The following is a 17,320-nucleotide window of genomic DNA, read 5'->3' on the forward strand; positions in this document are numbered from 1 at the left end:
ATCTCCTTGAGAAAGAACAAGGGATTCCCCGCCCACAAGGGAGAGGTCCCTTGTGGGTGGATGGACGCGGTACGTCCGTAGGAAGAATCGACCAGCACGGTGTCCCGCACTTGCAGCCTTGAAGGCCTCGGCTGCCAGGGCATGTGTCGGCAACGCCGACGAACATGGAGCAAGGATGGCTCTGAAATGGGCGGCCTGCCCGCAAGAAATCGCACAGCGTCGCACCCGCTTTCCAGCGCTTCGGACAAGAAAAAGCCCCTCGAAAGGGGCTTGGTTGGGTCAGGCTTCGTACACGAAGTAGTGTTCTCGCTGACGTGGGAAGAAGACATGTTTCCATGTATCGCCGCTGGTGTTGCCACCGTCGAAGACGACCATTTCGTAGTCGTCAATGTCGGTGTCCACCAGTTCGACGCTGGCGACATGGCGCATGTGCAGCGTGCCGCTCATGCGCTCGAATACCAGGATCTGGCCGATGGCGTCGTCCTGGCCCATGGCATTGACGCAGGAACCGAGCTGGTACTCGAAGTCGGACGTGCTAGGGATGAGGTTGGGGAACATGAGGTTGCTCCTATGAAAATGAACCAGCCCGGCTCCGGGAGGGAGACGGGCTGGTATGGGGAGAACAAAGAGGAAGGATGTTGTGTCGCGTGGCTGCTAGGACTCGGCCAACGGCAGGCCCAACAGCACGGGTGCGTCGGCGTCGAGAATCAGGATGCGCACATCGGCCTGGCCGGCCAGTTCAATGACGTTCGCCAGGTCATCCGGCATGCCCTTGCTTCGGTGCTCCTGGCGAAGCTGCTCCGCACTGATCCCCTCGACGCGCTCCAGGTTCTTGTCCGTCCAGGGGGTGGAGATCAGCTTGATGCCGATCGCCGGGCTGTAAGGAACCCGGAACGCGATGAACAGGAATGCCTCCGGCGTGGCGAGGTCTGCCAGGTTGGCGAGGTATTGGCCGGTTTCCTCGCTTATGTGTGCACTGCTGATTTCCCAGCACCGGCTGTAGTAGCCGGTCTCGAAACTCAGGCGCTGCACGACTTCCCGTGCCGCTTCAGCCGAATAGGTATCGCCGACGTGGATGGGGCGGCCGTCGAAGTCGTCGCCATGGATGGCATAGACCACGGCGCCGATTACGCCTTCACCGCTGACACCTTCTCCGGCATCGCATTCGGCCAGTACCTCGGCATTCACGGGTTGGGGACCATTTTTGACCACGGCGAAATCGCTGGTGATGATGCACGAGGATGAAATCAGTTCCTCGTCGGAAAAGTGCTTTTGGCTCGCGTGGACGATTCGCCAAACATGCGGGCTTCCGTCCTCGTAGCTGATGCACAGCGTGCGGACGATTTTCAGATTCCAGTAGCCGCGGAGAAATGGATTGGGTTTCAGGGACATGGCAACTCTCCAGATTTGAATAATGGAGCCAATCCCCGCCACCGGGAATTGGACCCGGTGGGTTGAAAGTGGAAAATGCGTCAGTCGGCGCTGATCGTTGGCGTCTGGGCCAGCCGTTCGGCGATGCGATGGCGCACATTCAGGCGGAAATGCTCGTCGGTGATGCCGGCAAGCAGGTTGGCGGCCTCCAGCGCGATCAACGCCGAGGCCTCTTCGATGTCGGTGGCCACGATGGTCTTGCGCAGTTGGTCGCCGAGTTGGAGTGCCTGCGAGGACGTTCTGAAGACCTGGGCCTCGCGGCTCAGGTAGCAGCCGTTGCCGCCGAACTCGAACAGCCTCGGTTTGCTGCAATGCCAGCAACCCTCGAACTGGATGGCGGTCAGGTGATGACCGTCATCGAGGCAGGAGGCGATCAGAAACAAGGCTTCCAGGTCGGCGCTGTCCTCGAACTGGTGGTGCTCGATGAGGTTCTCCAGCTCCCAGTCCTGGTCAGCACCGAAGTGCGCGGCCAGCCGTTCAAGCAGAGGTGGAATCGACAGTTCTTCGTCGTCGGGCATGGGGATGCCGAGTTGTGTGGCCAGGTCTTCCAGGCCATCCAGCACATCCGTCCAGCGCGGGTCATTGGTCTCGGCGATCTGGGCGATGTAAGCCTGCCCATTGCCGGGATGGTTTTCATCCAGCGCAAAGGCGCCGAACAGCGCCTTGATGACGGGAGTAACGCGGTCGAGCACGAGAACGCCCGTGCCTTCGTAGTAGTTGTTTGCCATGGTGGCTCCTTTCGGGGAAGTGAGCGGAGCCAGCCCATGCGGACGATGGCATCCGCGGGAATAGCCCAAGGCCGTTGGCGCCGGGCGATGGGTAAGAAAAATTGAGGGACATGGCCTCATGGGCGCATGTCCCTCACGTGGGATCGAGAGGACAGTGGCGTGCCGGAGACCGGCTCACCAGCCGCTGTAGTTCACCAGCAGGTCGGCGATGACCTTGCGGCGTTCCAGGTCGAGACCGTCGAAGTCCGACAGCCCGTCGAAGTGGCAGCGCTTGAGCATGGCACCGCCCTCGCGCGCGTTGTAGAAGCTGACCATGGCGGACAGGAACATGCGTTCGCCGCTGCTCAGGACGCCGAGGGCATCGTTGAGCCGCAGCATGTCGGGACGCAAATCCCACTTGGTGTTGGCCTGGTTCAGGCCTTCGCGGGTGCCGTCGCCGAACCATTGCGGGCCGGCGATCTCGACACCACGCTTCCAGGCCTCGAAGAAGGCTTGGGGCGCGGCAGCGAAATGCTGCTCTTCCCGCATGATCTGATCGACGACTTCCTGTGGCAGAAGCTGGTTCATGACGTGATTCCTCCAGTTGGATCAGGGCGTGGCGAGCTGGGTCCAGCCGCCTCTTTCGAGCGCACGTTGAGCCGCGGCGTAGCTGCGGAAGTACTCGCGGGATTCCCGCGAAACGGGACCTTCGGTATCGCGCGTGCCGATGTAGTGACCGGCGGCGCTTTGCAGGACTTCGAGCGGCAGGAACTTGCCGCAGTAGGTCGAGGCCAGTTGGCCGAAAGAGGCTTGCTGGGACATGGACGGACTCCTTTGAAAAGCGGGGCCTTGTCCCTCACGGGATGGCAGCTCCCGCACGCGGTTGATAAAAGGCATCGACGTCACGAGGACGCGCGTCCGCAGACTTGATGCGATGCGGACTGGTGGGCAACGCGGGAGGGACCCGCGGCAGCCTGGAACCCTGGCTGCTGGCATGTGCTGACGAATCAGCGAACATGCGGGCAGCTTCGTGCGAGGGCCGCTCGGCGTCAGTGGGAAAACGGCATCCGACCCAGCCCCGATTGATGGGCGCAGAAAAGAAAAGCCCCGCATCGAGTGCGGGGCTGTCAGGAGGGTGCGGTGGCGCTGGGTCAATCGGGCTTGTCGCCCAGGACATGCTGCTTCCACAGGTCGAATGCCTGCTCGGGCGGAAGCTCGGCGAGGATGACGATGGGCTGGGCCTGCCGGGCGCGCAGCGAAGCGAAGTACGCCTTGCGGTCGGCGATGGCCTTGAGCTTGATGCCCTTGATGAACAGCAGTTTGCCGTCCTTGATGAACAGCACCTTGTTGCCGATGTCGCGGTTGAAAGCGGCTCGCACCTTGCGTTCCGCGTGCATGGCATCGGCCAGCTCATCGACCAGGAAGTCGAGCGTCATGTCGATGTAATGGGGGTCTTCACCCTCCTGGCCGAGATCGAGCGGCGCAGGCGGCAGTTCCTTGGCGAAGGCTTCGGCCTGAGCCAGCAGCGTCGTCTTGTTATTGAGCGCGCGGAGGAATGTCGAGCCGCCATGCCCGTCGTTGCGGGCCTCGGCGATGGGAGTGCCGTCGAACACGACGGTCGCGGTGAAGCACAGCGTTTCCTCGCTGGCGAAGTCGGCGACCTTGAGGTTCTTCAGCATGATGCGGTCTTGCTTGGTGATGGTGTCCATGGAAAGTCCTGAAATCGACCGGGTGGCGACATGCCCCTGACGGGACGTGGCGACCATCCCGTGGGTTAGAGAAAGGAGGCATCGATGCCCCGGTGGGCAGCGTTCGCCGGTGAGATGCCGAAGCGAACTGGCGGGTGGCGTGGGCGGAACCCACGGCAGCCTTGACACCCTGGCTGCGGGCTGCTGCCGATACATCGGCAATGCAGGGACGAGAATGGCGCGGCGCGCAGGCTGCGTCGTCGATCAATCCGAAGCGGTCGAGCCCGTCTTGTGCAGGCACTGCACCAGCCGGTTGCCCAGCCAAGCCATGCATGGGACGGCCATGGAGTTGCCGATCGCCTTGTAGCGCGGAGCGTCAGCGGCAGGCTTCCCGCGATACGGGATCAGCGTGTAGTCGTCGGGCATGCCCTGCAGCCGCTCGCACTCCATCGGCATCAGCCGCCGCACCCGCCATTGCGACCAGTCGCCGGGGCCGGGGTCGTTCCAGTCGTAGCGGAAATGGGCCTCGAAGTCGGGGGCCAGCACATGGGGCTTGTCAGCACCGCCGCCGCTGGTACGCAGCGCGGCCGCTACGCTGCCGCCCAGCTCGGCGGCAAGACCCTGCGGCCGTCCCCGGAGGGCAACGCAGGTCACCATGGGCACGCCGTAGCCCGGCTTGCCGTTGGACAGGACGGTGCAAGCTACCTGTCCATGGCCTGACTCGAAGCGCACTTCGCCGCGGTTGTTCTGCGCGAAGGCGATGGCGGGTACGACGCCGGCGTTTGCATGACTGTTGCGATGCCCGCCGGCACGCAGCGTTGGCGTCAGGTCGATCGTGGCATCCGCGCCGCTGCCCTGGGCGGTGAAGGCGATGATCGGCACGCCCTTGCCGGTGCCGTCCTCGCTGCTGCCCTTGCCGTTGTTGGCGGTGTCGAGGGTATGGGCGATGCTGCCGGCGACGGACTGCACCATGAACGTCTCGGTGCGGATGTCGTGCTTGGGACCCGCGGCCATCAGGCATGCCGCAACATCGACGGGGCCGGTGCCGCCGCTGAATCCGAACATCGTGGTGACCTTGCCGTAGGGCTGCGTCAGCCCGGCGAATCCTGCGTATCCGCCTGCTGCTGCAGCACCCGGTTCAGTAGCGCGGGCAGCTTCTTGCCACGGCGCGCGGCCCGCAGAAGAATCCCCGAGCAGGCCTGCGCGCTCAAAAAGTACTTCGGTGGGATCGAGACCATCTCCACCACTTGCCACAAGAAACACGCGCTTGCGGCGTTGGGCGACACCGAAATATTGAGCGTCGAGCACGCGCCAGGCGATGCGGCGGCGGGGTCCAGACACACAACCAGCGTGCGCCCATTTTTCCCCTGGCGGCTGGAGCGCACGGCCTTCGCCGGCCAGTGCGCCCAGGAAATGTCCGAAGGCATTGCTGCGGTCGTTGAGGACGCCGGGGACGTTTTCCCAGACGAGCGTTGCCGGCGGGCGGCGGTCTTGGTGGCGGGTTTGGTCGATGGCATTTGCAAGCTCCACATAGGCAAGGGTCAAGGCGCCGCGCGGGTCATCCAGTCCCTGGCGGGCGCCGGCAACGCTGAACGACTGGCATGGCGTGCCGCCGACCAGGATGTCGGGCGCCGGCACGGTGCCGGCGCGCACCTGACGGGCGATCGCGGTCATGTCGCCCAGGTTGGGCACGTGGGGGTAACGGTGAGCGAGCACGGCGCTCGGGAACGGGTCGATCTCGGCGAACCACGCGGCTTCAAGGCCGAGGGGTTGCCAGGCGAGGCTCGCGGCCTCGATGCCGCTGCACACGCTGCCATACAGCAGTGGCGCGGCCTGGGGCGCACCGCGAAGGGTGCAAGGTTGCGGGTTCATGTCGGGTCTCCTGTTCGTGTGGCCCGGGGCGGGCCGGGACGTTGATAGGCAGGAGAAAGGCGCCGAAGGCCTTGCGGCCTTCGGCTCGGGAGGAAAGAACCACCCGTGGGCTGGTGCAGGCCCGGTCGTCGCTAGAACCGTCTGCTCATCAGCAATCACACCCGGCGCATGTCGTGGTTCGCGCCGGCATCGTCTGGCGCACATCCGCGCACAAAGGGAGCCCGTTTTTGCGCCGGCGGGCACCGGCACCGAATACCGCTGACCACGAAGGGTCTCCGGGTGGCTCGCGCAGCCTGGCAAGCCATCGGGGGACCCTTCGCAGAGGCGGGAGAAATGCAGATCAGCAGAACGCGGGAGGCGGTTCGCGGAGAAGCTACCTTCAGGTCCCGCGGCCGGGGATGACCAAGCGGGACGCGCACACGGACAAGAAGGCGTTGCGCGCTGGGCGTCCCGCAGGGCATGCGGGACACAGGCCGCGCCGCCGATGGCGGGCACGGCTCACGGGGAACGGGGTCGGTCAGGAGCCTTTGCGGCCGCCACTGCGCGGACGCGAGGCACTACGCTTGGACGTGCCGGATTCGACCGGCAGAGTGCCTTTGCAGTCGGGGTAGCGGCTGCACGACCAGAACGGGCCGCTCTTGCCGGTGCGCTGGCGCGTGGGCGCGCCGCACTGCGGGCAAGCCGGCCCTTGGGGAACCTTGATGGACAGGGACGTGTTGCCGTACTGCGCGATCAACTGTGAGATCCATGCAGCCTGCTTGCTGATGAATACGTCCAGCGTGAGCTGCCCAGCTTCGATCATGTCCAGCGCCTGTTCCCAGACGGCGGTTGTCCCTGGGTCGGCAATCGCTGTGGGTACCGCGTCGATCAGGGTGAAGGCCGCATCCGAGGCACGGATGGCGCGGCCCTTCTTCACGAGGTAGCCCCGCGTCAGCAGGCCACTGATGATGTTGGCCCGCGTCGCTTCGGTTCCGATGCCGACCGTATCCTTGAGCTTCTGTTTCAGGCGCGGGTCCGAGACCAGTTTGGCGACGCCCTTCATGGACTTGACCAACTCGCCTTGCGTATAAGACCGAGGGGGCAGCGTCTTGAGCGCCTTCAGATCGACGTCGGCCACCTGACATGCCAGCCCCTCGCGCAGCGCGGGCAGTACCTGGCTGCGCGCCGCAGGGGCGCCATCCTCCTCAATTTGCGGTTCGGCCAGCACCAGGCGCCAACCCTTGACGACGACCTGCTTGCCGGTGGCCGCCAGCGTCTGCTGGCCGCAGGAGAGGTTCGCCACGGTGCGGTCGAACTCGTGGTGAGGAAGGAATTGCGCCAGGTAGTGCGCCCGGATCAGCCGATACACTGCCAGTTCCTTCTCACTCATGGTCGAGAGGTTCGCCGGTTCGAGCGTCGGGATGATGCCGTGGTGCGCGGATACCTTTGCGTCGTTCCAGGCGCGTGAGCGTTGAGTGCGGTCGAGCTGGTCCATGATCGGTCGCAGCGACGGATCGGTCTTGACCAGGCTGTCGAGAACCGTTGGCACCTCGGCGAACATGCTTTCGGGCAGGTATCCCGAATCGGAGCGCGGGTACGTCGTGGCCTTGTGCGTCTCGTACAGGGCCTGAGCAATGTCCAAGGTCTCCTGCACATCCAGCCCAAGCTGCTTGGAACACACCTCCTGCAAGGTCCCCAGGTCGAACGGCAGCGGCGGGCCTTCCCGCACGCGCTCAGTTTCGACCGACACCACCTGGGCGCTGTCCGCGACGCGGATCTGCTGCGCGGCGTGCTGCGCGATGGGCTGCTGCAGGCAGCGGCCGGCGTCGTCGGTGCATGCTTTCGGGGGAACCCATTGCGTGGTGAAAGTCTGGCCACCAGCGGACAGGGACACGTCGATGGCCCAGTACGGCACGGACACGAAGGCGGCGATCTCGCGGTCGCGGTCCACGACCAGTTTGAGCGTGGGGGTCTGGACGCGGCCGACCGACAGCACGCCGTCATAGCCGGCCTGTCGTCCCAGCACCGTGAACAAGCGGCTGAGGTTCATGCCGACGAGCCAGTCCGCCCGAGAGCGCGCCAGTGCCGAGTAGTACATCGGCAGGGTCTCGGCCGACGGCCGGAGCTTGCCGAGCGCGGCGCGGATGGACGCATCGTTGAGCGCCGACAGCCACAGCCGCTCGATGGGACCGCGGTAGCCGCACAGATCGATGATCTCGCGGGCGATCAACTCGCCTTCGCGGTCGGCATCAGTGGCGATGACAAGCTGGGTCGCCTTCGCCAGAAGCGCCTTGACGACCTTGAACTGCGTGGCGGTTTTCGGTTTGACCTCGACCCGCCAGTGCTGAGGAATGATGGGCAACTGCTCCAGCGACCAGCGCTTGAGCGCCGTGTCATAGACCTCGGGGGCTGCCGCTTCGACGAGATGGCCGATGCACCAGGTGACGGTGACGCCGGAACCGTTGAGGCAGCCTTCACCGCGCTGCGTGGCACCGAGAATCCGGCCAATGTCTTTGCCCTGGGAGGGCTTCTCGCACAAGAACAGCCGCATGTCCGTCCATCCCGATTCCCGTTGTTCATGGAGTTGCTGGAATCGAGGATGCCGAGCGCCGCCTGGGGCAGCAGCAAACAAGCCGCATGCGGCGGCGACCGCTTTCACGGGATGGAATCGCTTGTACGGGAGGCGCGCGTGGCCGCAGGTGTGCGGATCGGGAGCCGCGATTTGCGGGAGCGCGTGGAATTCAGTGGACGCTGGTGGAGCTATCCCCTGGGGATAGCTCCACCAGCGCATGGAGGGCGGCGAAGACGTGCCACCGCCCTCCAAGCTGGTTCACTTCCTGCGTTTGGATTCTTTCGGCGCAGCCGGTTCCTGCGCGGCCTGGGGCTTGGGCTCTGCCTCCTGCAGCTTTGGGCTGAGGGTCACGGATTCGATGCGGAACGGCAGGATGCCGACGCTGCGCGCATTGATCTGCCAGGTCTCGCGCGGCTGATCCTCGTTGTCCGTCCAGGGTTCGCGCTCCATGCGGCCGACGACCAGCACGCGCATGCCTTTCTGGTACAGGTCCTTCCAGTGCTCGGCGTCGCGGTGCCAGATTTCCACCGGCGCCCAGAAGCCGCCCCGATCCTCAAAGGTGCCATCCTTCTTGGGTACGGGGTTATCGAAATAGACGTTCAGGCGCAGCAGGCGGCTGGGTTCGTCGTTGCCGTTGGGGAATTCGCGGTACTCCGGTGGCGAGCCGATGTTGCCTTCGCCGGAAAAATGCGTGCTCATGGTGTGATCTCCGTGGTGGTTGAATACCCGTGCCTCGTCGGCGTCGGGAGCGTGCTGGATGCCCGGCGCAATCATCGATCGCGCATTGCGGCGGGAATGGGCGTGAGTCGGCGCAGGTAGGCGTCGTCCGCCTGGGCCGCCTTGCTGGCGCATTCCTGCGCCTGCCTGCCCAAGGTGTGCAGCAGGCTGATCTGCATGTTCAACGTGATGCGCTGCAGCTCGATCGCGTGCAGGTCGGCCAGCAGGTTGACGGGCGTGCTGGTGCTGGCGATCAGCTCCCGCCACAGCGCCACGCCCATGGCCGACCTGTCGTGCCTGCGCCAGCGCAAGAAGACGGTTCCTGCGCCGGTGGTCTGTTGGGCCAGTTCGATGGACAGCAGGTGGAAGGGGTGCCCGCATGCCTGCTCCAGCACCTGTCGCTGTGCCAGGGCAATCAACTCGTCGCGCATGGCGAAGCACTGGCTGGCCCAGGCCTCGAAGTCCCCTTTACCCTTAAAAGGCTTTAAAAGGCCTTTTAGAGAGGCTGCGTGTTCCAGCCGCATGAAGGCACCCTGTTGCAGGCCTCGGAAGTAGCGGGTCGGTTGGTTCGGATCGCTCATGCCGGCTCGTCCTCGTCGGCTGCGGTTTCGGGCGGCTCTGCGGTGGTGGCTTCATCTCCGGGCGGAGGTGCTTCGGCAGGACCGTCGCTGCGCTGCTGCAGGCCACGGCGCACGATGGGCGGCGCAAACTTCGAGCGGCGAGTGCCTTCCAGCACGTCCTGCGGCAGTTCGCCGTACTTCTCCAGCGCGGCCCGCGCTGCGGCATTCTTCGACGCGAAATCATCGCGTGTGCAGCCCGAATAGCGGTACTGCTGGGCCAGCGAGAACAGGCTGCGCAGTGAATGTGCGCCCTCGTTGAGCCAGCGTTCCAAGGTGCTGCGGTCAATGAGCGCGGTGTGATGGGCGAGGATCAGCTTGCGGGCGATGTCGTCGTAGTCGGCCAGAAGATAGACCGCGGCAAAGCCGAGCTGCGCGTTGACGAAGAGCGGCAGCTTGACCGGCTGCACGTTGAGGTTTTCGCCCAGGCTAAGCGCTGGCGGCACGCTCGCCAGCGCCTGGTCCACCTGCTCGCGCAGCGATTGCAGCGTGGCCTTGGTGTGGTCGAGCTTTTCCTCGATGCGCAGCATCCAGAAGTCGCTGTACGGGTCGTCCTGCTCCGAGCCCCGCCGCATCTTGTTCATCTGAGCGATGTAGCCGTTCAGGCCGACGATGCCCGGTCGCCCCTCGGTGGCGGCGCGGCCGTGCCAGATGCGGGAAGCGTGGTGGGTGTGCAGGGTCAGCGACATCGCACTGCGCAGGGAGCCGAGATTCAGTTGCAGAGGTTCATTGGTTGCCATGGTGTCCGCTCGTTGTTGGAAAAGGAGCGGCCAGCTTCGGCAGGAAGCGGAAGGCAGTCAGTCAAGAATCCGAATCCCGGCCGGCCCCGGTTTAGGGCGTGGCGGTTGCATGCGGCATGAGCTATCCCCTGGGGATAGCTCCATGGAGCGCCAACGAACGCTGCACGCCGGGATCAGGGGGGACAACACCGATGCTGCGGCAGAGGGTCGATCCCAGGCCTGCGACAGCCTGGTGTTGTGCCCAGCAGCGGAACTATCCCCAGGGGATAGCTCTACTGGCGGCCATGGACATCTACTTTCACCACCTTGCATGCCGACTCAATTGCTGGCGAGCAGATTGCGTAGCCGCTCGATGTGCTGCTTGGCGACTTCCGGTGGCACTGGCTTACCCTGCGGCTGAGGTGGCGGTGCTGGTGGTGGCCGCTCGTTTGGCGGGACGGATGCCGATGGCGCGTCTTTCTTGGCCCAGGCATTGAACTCGCCATGGATGGCGCGCTGGATGATGCCGAACAGATACCCCGCAGGATTGCGGATGCCATGATTGCTGCATCGTGTGGCCCATTCGTCCAGCACGGCCTGTCTCAGCGCGGCATCGACCTGCTGCAATGCCACCCTGGCACCTGTCTGCTGCTCTGCCTTCAGTTCCGTGAAGCGCTTGGGCCATTGCAAATCGCCCAGCGCGCGCGCCTGCGCGGTAGTACGTACTTCATTAATACGACTACTACGTACTGTACGGGCCTGCTTCGGATTCCGAAGAGAGGCGTCTGGCGCGGGTTTCGCCCCTGCTTCGGATTCCGAAGATGGGTCATCCGCATTCCGAAGAAGGCTCGATGCTCCTTCTTCGGATTCGTGGGCGGCATCCTCCTGTGGATAACTCTCGGCGGCCGTGATGCCTTGGCTGGCGAGGCGTTCTGCCAGGACTTGCAGCCGCGACGGCAGTGTGCGCCCAGAGAGCAGCGGATCTTCCGCGATCTCCTTGAGGGTGTTCAGGCCGACCATCTGGACGGCCTTGGCCGAATGGCCAAGGGACTGGCTGACCAGTGCCAGGTAGTCGGCGTCGAGCTGCATGGCCTCGAAGGGCGTCAGTGGTTCGTCGTGCAGAACATAGAGGTTGCCGAGGATGCGGCCGGTCTTGGGGTCACGCCGTCGCCGCACCAGGCTCAACCATCTGGTGAGGCGCAACAGTGTCAACGCTCGGGCCACGGTTTCATGCGAGGCCTGCCCGGCGCAGGGCATCGACGCCAGCCAGGGGCGAAGCTGCTCATAAGTCGGGAAGGCGGTCACGCCATCGTCGTTGAGCATCAGCCGGAACACCTGCCAGGCGTTGCGCTCCAGCGGCGTCAGGCGACGGTCGAGGAACAGCCGCCGCGGCACGGTCTCATGCCGGTTGCCGCTGAAGAGGAAGGCATCGCCGGACGTGGCGGGCGTCGGCGCAGGCATGGGTGCTGGCGCACTGGGGCTGGGCTTGGGCACGAGGTCTTTCAAGGCGGCGTCGAACAGGTCCGCGAGTGCGACGGGGCCACGGCGTGGTGTGGTGTTGTCCACGGCCATGGCTCAACCCAATCCCTGATCGACCCAGCTCTTGATCGAGGCCCAGACCACCGACAGAGGCAGCGACATGCCTTCGGCCAAGTCCATGGTGGCGTCGAGGATGGAGGTTTCGTCTTCGAGATCGACATTTCTGCTGCCGGTCACGGCCTTCCATTGCCGCCACAGCTCCGTGTCCTGTTTCTCATCCAGCACGGGGTGGCGGCCCTTGCGCTTCGGCAGGCCGAGGATTTCGCGGCGAAGCGCCACCTCCTGATGGGTCAGGCCATAGAACCGACTGACCATCTCGGTGCTCGCGCCCAGCCTGAGCATGCGATCGACCGTGGCGATTTCCTTCTCCACGTCCTGCGCCTGCTTGAGCAGTCGCCGGAGCACTTCGCGGTTGACCGTCACCGAGCACCAGGAGACGTTAGCGTTGGCGAGCACGCTGATCAGCGCGGGATGCTTGAGGGCGTCCAGTTCTTCCTCGCCAAACCCCATCAGTTTGCACCGGCGCAGTTGCCCATTACGCAAGTCATAGAGGGCCTGGGCGATGACGGCCTGGTTGAGTGGGTGTGGTGCGGACATGCTGGCCTCCCTCGCTCAAATTCCAACGCCTGCAGCGCCGGCTTCAAGGTCGAGCAGGTGCCGGGCCAACCGCAGCAGCCGGAACAGCTTGACCAGCGAGGTATCGCTCAATCGCTGGGCCGCATCACCCTGGCCGTGCAGCAGCGCCGGCAGTTCGATGACGATTTGCCCGTCGTGCAGGCCGACGTCGGCGGGCCGCTGACCGGCCAGGCACGCTAACAGCGCGAGGACGGCACGGCCCAGCGGCGCCGAGCTTTGGGTGCGGGCCCGGCAGACGAAACCGATACCCTCTGCACGGTCATCAATGCACTCGTCCAGGTCTGCCTCGCCCGCGATTTCGCGGGCGAACTGTGCGATGTGGATGCGCAGGCGCTCGGCTGTGTCCAGGCCGGGATCGATGTACCAGACATCGGAGATCGGATAGAGCCCGCCAGCCTGCACAGGGATGGACTGCAAGACGCTCACCGAGAAGTCTGGCGGCAGCGCATCACCCAACTGGTCGGCGACCATACGCTGAATGGACTGGAGCCGTTCGGTCGTCGGTGCCGGCGAGACGATGTGCTCCCGAAGCAGATCGCCACCCACCGCAGGGTTGGCCGGACTTGCCTGACTGGCATCCGTGTCGCTCTCGCGCGTCGAGGGCGTTGCCGCAGGTCGGCCTGCAGGCGGCGCTGCGGATGCAGCCCCTGCGATGGGTGGCGCAGTGTTGGCAGGTGGGCGCGCGATGGTTCCCGGCTCCGGCAACGCAGGCGGCGTCGAGGGCGGCGTTGGGTCGCTGACCAAGGCGCGCTGCCGGCTCTCGGATTCGGTCATGTCCAGGGCGAGCACGTCGTAATCGACACCAAGCATCTCGGCCATCTGGCCGATCAGCTCGTCCTGTACACGCTGCGCGGAGAACTCGTCGGCCTGGACGTCGAATTGCGACAGCACGTCCTGGAAAAATTCGTCGAAGTCCTGAACCAGTGGGTGGCCCTTGGCGTAGCGCTCCCACGCGAGCATGCAGGCTTTGCGCATGACCGACAGGCGTTCGACCTGATGGCGACCGAGACCGCCATAGAGCACGGTCGGGATCGCGGGCAGGAGATACTGCACCGCGTCGTTCATGCGGCTGATGTGCGACTGTTGTACCGGGAAGCCATCGGCGGCGAGGCGGCGGGCCAGCTCGGACTGGCTCAAGGCAGTGCCGCTTTCTTGCTCGTAGAACTCGCGCGCCTTCTCGACGCCGAGGGCGCGCTCGATGAACGTGAGGCCCCCGCGCAATTCGTTCTCGGCCAGGTGGCCGGTCAGCATGACGACTTCGCCGCGGCTGGGCCACGGCCGGAACAGGCACGATACACGGAAAAACCGCTCGTCCTTGGTCTCTGACCATAGTTCGCGCAGGATCGCCAGCCGCGTATTTCCGCCGTTGCGAATGATGTAGTGGTCCTCACCTGGTCGGCGAGTGATGGCCGGCGCCGCGTCCAGACCGCGCTCGCGGATGGACGCCTTGATTTCCTCGTAGGCCGGGTTGCGTTTTTTCCTGGGATCGTGGTCGTAGGGGCGCAACTGATCTAGGGTCACGACCATGGGTGTGTCGGCGATCGGGTCGCTCAAGGTCGAGGCTGACGGGCCGCTACGCTCGAACCCGGCCGCGAGCAGCTTGCCGGCCATCTGCTGGGAGGTGATCTCAGCCATGGCCGCCTCCCTGCGCTTGGTATCGGGCCTCGCGCTCGGCGCGGCGGATTTGCGCACGGGCATTCAGGGTCGCCCGGTGGTCGCTGGCCGTCGAGCTGGTGTAGATCGCGGCGCAGCCAGGCTTGGTGAACTTGAGGTGGCCGCCAGGCGTGCGTTTGACGTGCCAACCTTCGCCAACCGCGAACTCGATCAGGGCGCGAAGCCGCTTGTGGCCACGGGCAAGCTCATGTGCGTTCGCCATGGGACCTCCCGGCATCAAGAGGGTGTGGCGGACGGCCGGACACCATGGCAAATCGGTGCCGCCATTGCGGAAATAGTTCGTCTGCGAGGCCGCGCATGGTGTCGAGCGCGGCGGGGGCGACTCTGCCCGGCGGCTGGCGGTATTCGACCCGATGCACTGGCAATCCGCGCGTAGCTGCACGCGGATACGCCTCGATGGCCGGCACGTCGGTAGCCAGCACGCGGATGCCGGCGTGGTCCTGGAAAAGATCGCGCAGGGCCTGCTGGATCAGCCGTGCATTGGCTGACACAGGGTGGACACGATTGATGAGCAGATGCAGAGGTGGAGGCTCGATGCCCAGGTGCCGGTAGGGCGCAATGTCTTCGAGCAACTGCATGGTGCCGCGCCGCAGCTCGCGCGCCGCGAGAATTTCCGGGGTCACGGGCGACAGCGCGAGGTTGGAGGCGAGCACCGCCATCTCCAGCAGCACCGAGCGCGCACCTTGGGTGTCGATCAGCACCAGGTCATAGAGAGGCGCCAGGACCGGCAAGAGATGGCGCAACCGTAGGCGCCCATCCGGCGCGTGCAGCAGCAAAGTGTTCAGCTCGCCTCGGTGGTCGTTGGAGAGCACCAAGTCCAGGCCCTCGATGATCGTGCGGGACACAAGCAGCCCGAGGTCGCGCTCGTTGAAGGCCAGCAACTCGTAGATGCCACCAGGTGCGCGGTGGCCTAGCTCGTAGTACGAGGACAAGGTGGGCTGCACGTCGAGGTCGAGCAGCAGTACACGCAGCCCCGCGTCCGCGGCAAGCCCGCCGAGGTTCGCGGCCGTGGTGGTCTTGCCGACGCCACCTTTGGTTGAAATGATGGATACGACCTGCATGGCGTTCTCCGTGTGAGGATGGGAAGTCCGCTGGAGAACGGGTCAGGCCCGGTTGTTGACGCGCTCGGCGATCCACTGATCGATCTCGATGGAGTCCCAACCGACCGCGCGCACGCCCAGGCGCAGCGCCTTCGGGAACAGGCCTTTGCGCATCAGGTTGTAGATGTGGGCGCGTTTGAAACCCGACTTGGTTTCGACTTCATCAAGCCGCAGGATGCGGCGCTCGCTTGCGGGCAGTGCAGGTGTTTGCGACATGGCGGTCACTCCTGAACGCTCAGTGGCGTTTGTTGGCGTGACCTCCATTCAATAGACATGGATGGGAAAAGACATTGCAAATGCAATCTCCGCGATTGCACATACAAGATGGAAAACCTCAGACTGTTGCGCTACGCAGCCGGCGTCTGGCCGTGGCGAACTTGCCGTTTAGCGTCCGCTCCGCGATCCCCATTGCGCCGCTGTGATGGGCGACCAATGCACTGACCACCGCCTCCTGCGTCTTGAAGCTGGAGTACGGCACGCCCGAAGGCGACTGGCCGAGCATCAGGTCCAGCATGCTGCCGATAATGTTCAGGTAGGTGGCTTCGGCGCGATCACTGATCAGGCACTGTGCGCCAGTAGAGGGCGCCATCTGCTTGAGAAGCGCCCCGTGCTTTTCCTGCAACTCATGCAGTTGGCGTTTGTACTGGTCCAAGGTGGACTTCAGGGCCAGGCGCTCGACTAGCATCGCCTGCCCAGTTTCCACCGAGATGAAGGGATGGGCGATGCGCTCGCTCCGGGAGAAGAGGAAGCACGGTCGTTGCTCGGGATAGTGCTGGCGCATCCAGCTCTTCAGATCGACGTGGCGCACCGTCAGATCAGGGGAGTCGATCAGCGCGGAATCGCGCGTCGTGATGCCGTTCCGTCCGAAGGGCAGTTCTCCATTGAGGATGCCGTCGAAGATGCGTTCGGTGCAAAGCCGCAGCTCGTCACAACGTGGACAGTCCAACGACTGCGGCAGGCGCCTTGGCGACGAAATCGAAGCCAGGATCACCTGCTCGTATCGCAGCAGCCCGGCCCAGCGGATGGACGCTTCGATCGGGCGATAGAACACCTTTGATGTTGGTGCATCATTCTTGTTCTCGTGCATGCTCCGTCTCCTTCCAGGAGAAGAACTACATGACCGACTCCTTTGTCGCCGACCTCATGGTCGGCCTGTCGCTTGTGTAGGAAGTGGGTCCCGAAGGCCGCTTCGTCATGTGGTTTGAATACTTCTCACCAGTTCGCGCAACTGGTAGTCGTCGTGTGTTCGATGTGCAAAAATCATCGATTAGAAGGTCGAGCATCGGGACGTAGGCTCGACAGCGACGCTCACGCTATCAGGGTCGTGAGAAGTTACGGTTTCTGCAAAACCGTCTAGGTATGACCTGATATGCCAGCGGTCTTAGGAAGCGCGAGGGGGCCGCAATCGTCGCCCAATGTCCAGCCGGACGCAGCAAACCCGCACCTGTCATGCTTGCCCCGTCATCCTGATATATCGATAAAGAATCGTGTGTGGGAACGCGGTGGCCAGCGTGAGCGTTCTTCCAAAGGAGCTTGGACAGAAGGTCGCCTGTGAGTTGTGGTGCTGGCGCTTCCAGGTGGCATCCGACTTGTGCCATCACCAGAACCATCTACCTGGGTTGTCTTCGCGATGATGGATGCGGGCAGACAACCGGGCGTGGGTGATGAGTTCGAGGCAGTCGCCTACGACGATGTACCGATCGTGGGTGTGGTGTGCTGAGTGCAGCTCTATGGACGTCCGTGGAACTCTTTGGACGAATTTGTTGCCGAGGACGAAAAACAAGGCTACAATTGAGGTCTTCGCTGGCCAGCCCAACGAAGAAAGTGTTTGGGAAACAACGACTTACTGTCCTAGTACACGTCTCGTTTCCCGCTCCATGTTCCGACAGGCCCCATCATGGGGTTTTGTCTTGTCAGGGCTCCGTTCCTGGCGCGCAGTACGTTGGCCTCATGGCAGAGTGGCTATGCACCGGATTGCAAATCCGTTTACAGCGGTTCGATTCCGCTTGAGGCCTCCAATTGAAAAGCCCTGACTCCGGTCAGGGCTTTTTTGTTTGTCTGGATGCCAG

Annotated in this window: 18 protein-coding genes and 1 tRNA gene; 1 reads left to right on the top strand and 18 read right to left on the bottom strand. The window is 64.1% G+C overall.

All coding sequences use genetic code 11. The features are described 5' to 3' along the window. Positions 1-279: 279 nt before the first annotated feature. From ACZK45_RS07555 to ACZK45_RS07640, 18 genes are all read right to left on the bottom strand, one after another. Positions 280-558 (bottom strand): hypothetical protein, encoded by a 279-nt coding sequence (locus ACZK45_RS07555; protein ID WP_023093462.1) that lies wholly within the window; start codon positions 556-558, stop codon positions 280-282. A 96-nt stretch (positions 559-654) separates the two neighbouring features. After that, positions 655-1,392, bottom strand: coding sequence for a DUF5983 family protein (locus tag ACZK45_RS07560; RefSeq protein ID WP_023093463.1), 738 nt, complete (start codon positions 1,390-1,392; stop codon positions 655-657). An 80-nt stretch (positions 1,393-1,472) separates the two neighbouring features. Further along, a complete protein-coding gene (locus ACZK45_RS07565; RefSeq protein ID WP_023093464.1) occupies positions 1,473-2,159 on the bottom strand; it encodes a hypothetical protein in 687 nt (228 codons plus the stop codon). Positions 2,160-2,333: 174 nt separating this feature from the next. Beyond that, entirely contained in the window at positions 2,334-2,726 is a 393-nt protein-coding gene (locus ACZK45_RS07570) for a hypothetical protein (RefSeq protein ID WP_023093465.1), read from the bottom strand. 21 nt (positions 2,727-2,747) lie between these two features. Then, on the bottom strand, positions 2,748-2,960 hold the full coding sequence (locus ACZK45_RS07575) for a hypothetical protein (protein WP_023093466.1): 213 nt from the start codon (positions 2,958-2,960) through the stop codon (positions 2,748-2,750). 329 nt (positions 2,961-3,289) lie between these two features. Then, on the bottom strand, positions 3,290-3,847 hold the full coding sequence (locus tag ACZK45_RS07580) for a hypothetical protein (RefSeq protein WP_034084950.1): 558 nt from the start codon (positions 3,845-3,847) through the stop codon (positions 3,290-3,292). A gap of 243 nt (positions 3,848-4,090) precedes the next feature. Beyond that, positions 4,091-5,698 carry a DNA cytosine methyltransferase gene (locus ACZK45_RS07585; protein WP_023093468.1) on the bottom strand — a complete coding sequence of 536 codons (1,608 nt, stop codon included), beginning with the start codon at positions 5,696-5,698 and terminating at the stop codon, positions 4,091-4,093. A gap of 517 nt (positions 5,699-6,215) precedes the next feature. Next, positions 6,216-8,228, bottom strand: coding sequence for a DNA topoisomerase III (locus tag ACZK45_RS07590; RefSeq protein ID WP_023093469.1), 2,013 nt, complete (start codon positions 8,226-8,228; stop codon positions 6,216-6,218). A gap of 279 nt (positions 8,229-8,507) precedes the next feature. Next, positions 8,508-8,948: a single-stranded DNA-binding protein gene (locus tag ACZK45_RS07595; RefSeq protein ID WP_031684101.1), complete on the bottom strand. Its 441-nt coding sequence runs from the start codon at positions 8,946-8,948 to the stop codon at positions 8,508-8,510. Positions 8,949-9,019: 71 nt separating this feature from the next. Next, positions 9,020-9,547: a DUF3158 family protein gene (locus ACZK45_RS07600; RefSeq protein ID WP_034084952.1), complete on the bottom strand. Its 528-nt coding sequence runs from the start codon at positions 9,545-9,547 to the stop codon at positions 9,020-9,022. Then, on the bottom strand, positions 9,544-10,323 hold the full coding sequence (locus tag ACZK45_RS07605; protein ID WP_023093472.1) for a PFL_4669 family integrating conjugative element protein: 780 nt from the start codon (positions 10,321-10,323) through the stop codon (positions 9,544-9,546). The genes ACZK45_RS07600 and ACZK45_RS07605 overlap by 4 nt, the downstream gene beginning before the upstream one ends. Before the next feature lie 318 nt (positions 10,324-10,641). Beyond that, on the bottom strand, positions 10,642-11,874 hold the full coding sequence (locus ACZK45_RS07610) for an STY4528 family pathogenicity island replication protein (RefSeq protein ID WP_023093473.1): 1,233 nt from the start codon (positions 11,872-11,874) through the stop codon (positions 10,642-10,644). A 3-nt stretch (positions 11,875-11,877) separates the two neighbouring features. Next, positions 11,878-12,438: a DUF2857 domain-containing protein gene (locus ACZK45_RS07615; RefSeq protein ID WP_023093474.1), complete on the bottom strand. Its 561-nt coding sequence runs from the start codon at positions 12,436-12,438 to the stop codon at positions 11,878-11,880. 15 nt (positions 12,439-12,453) lie between these two features. After that, on the bottom strand, positions 12,454-14,112 hold the full coding sequence (locus tag ACZK45_RS07620) for a ParB family protein (protein WP_023093475.1): 1,659 nt from the start codon (positions 14,110-14,112) through the stop codon (positions 12,454-12,456). Continuing rightward, entirely contained in the window at positions 14,105-14,353 is a 249-nt protein-coding gene (locus ACZK45_RS07625) for a hypothetical protein (protein WP_019726333.1), read from the bottom strand. The genes ACZK45_RS07620 and ACZK45_RS07625 overlap by 8 nt, the downstream gene beginning before the upstream one ends. Next, positions 14,337-15,212, bottom strand: a complete 876-nt coding sequence (locus tag ACZK45_RS07630) for a ParA family protein (RefSeq protein WP_023093476.1) — start codon at positions 15,210-15,212, stop codon at positions 14,337-14,339. The genes ACZK45_RS07625 and ACZK45_RS07630 overlap by 17 nt, the downstream gene beginning before the upstream one ends. A gap of 42 nt (positions 15,213-15,254) precedes the next feature. Further along, on the bottom strand, positions 15,255-15,467 hold the full coding sequence (locus ACZK45_RS07635) for an AlpA family transcriptional regulator (protein ID WP_009459729.1): 213 nt from the start codon (positions 15,465-15,467) through the stop codon (positions 15,255-15,257). A gap of 118 nt (positions 15,468-15,585) precedes the next feature. Then, a complete protein-coding gene (locus ACZK45_RS07640; RefSeq protein WP_023093477.1) occupies positions 15,586-16,338 on the bottom strand; it encodes a hypothetical protein in 753 nt (250 codons plus the stop codon). Positions 16,339-17,195: 857 nt separating this feature from the next. Between ACZK45_RS07640 and ACZK45_RS07645 the strand changes: the two genes are divergently transcribed. Further along, positions 17,196-17,269, top strand: a tRNA-Cys gene (locus ACZK45_RS07645). Positions 17,270-17,320: the final 51 nt, after the last annotated feature.

The sequence above is a fragment of the Stenotrophomonas sp. 63632_Sma genome, assembly GCF_056482875.1.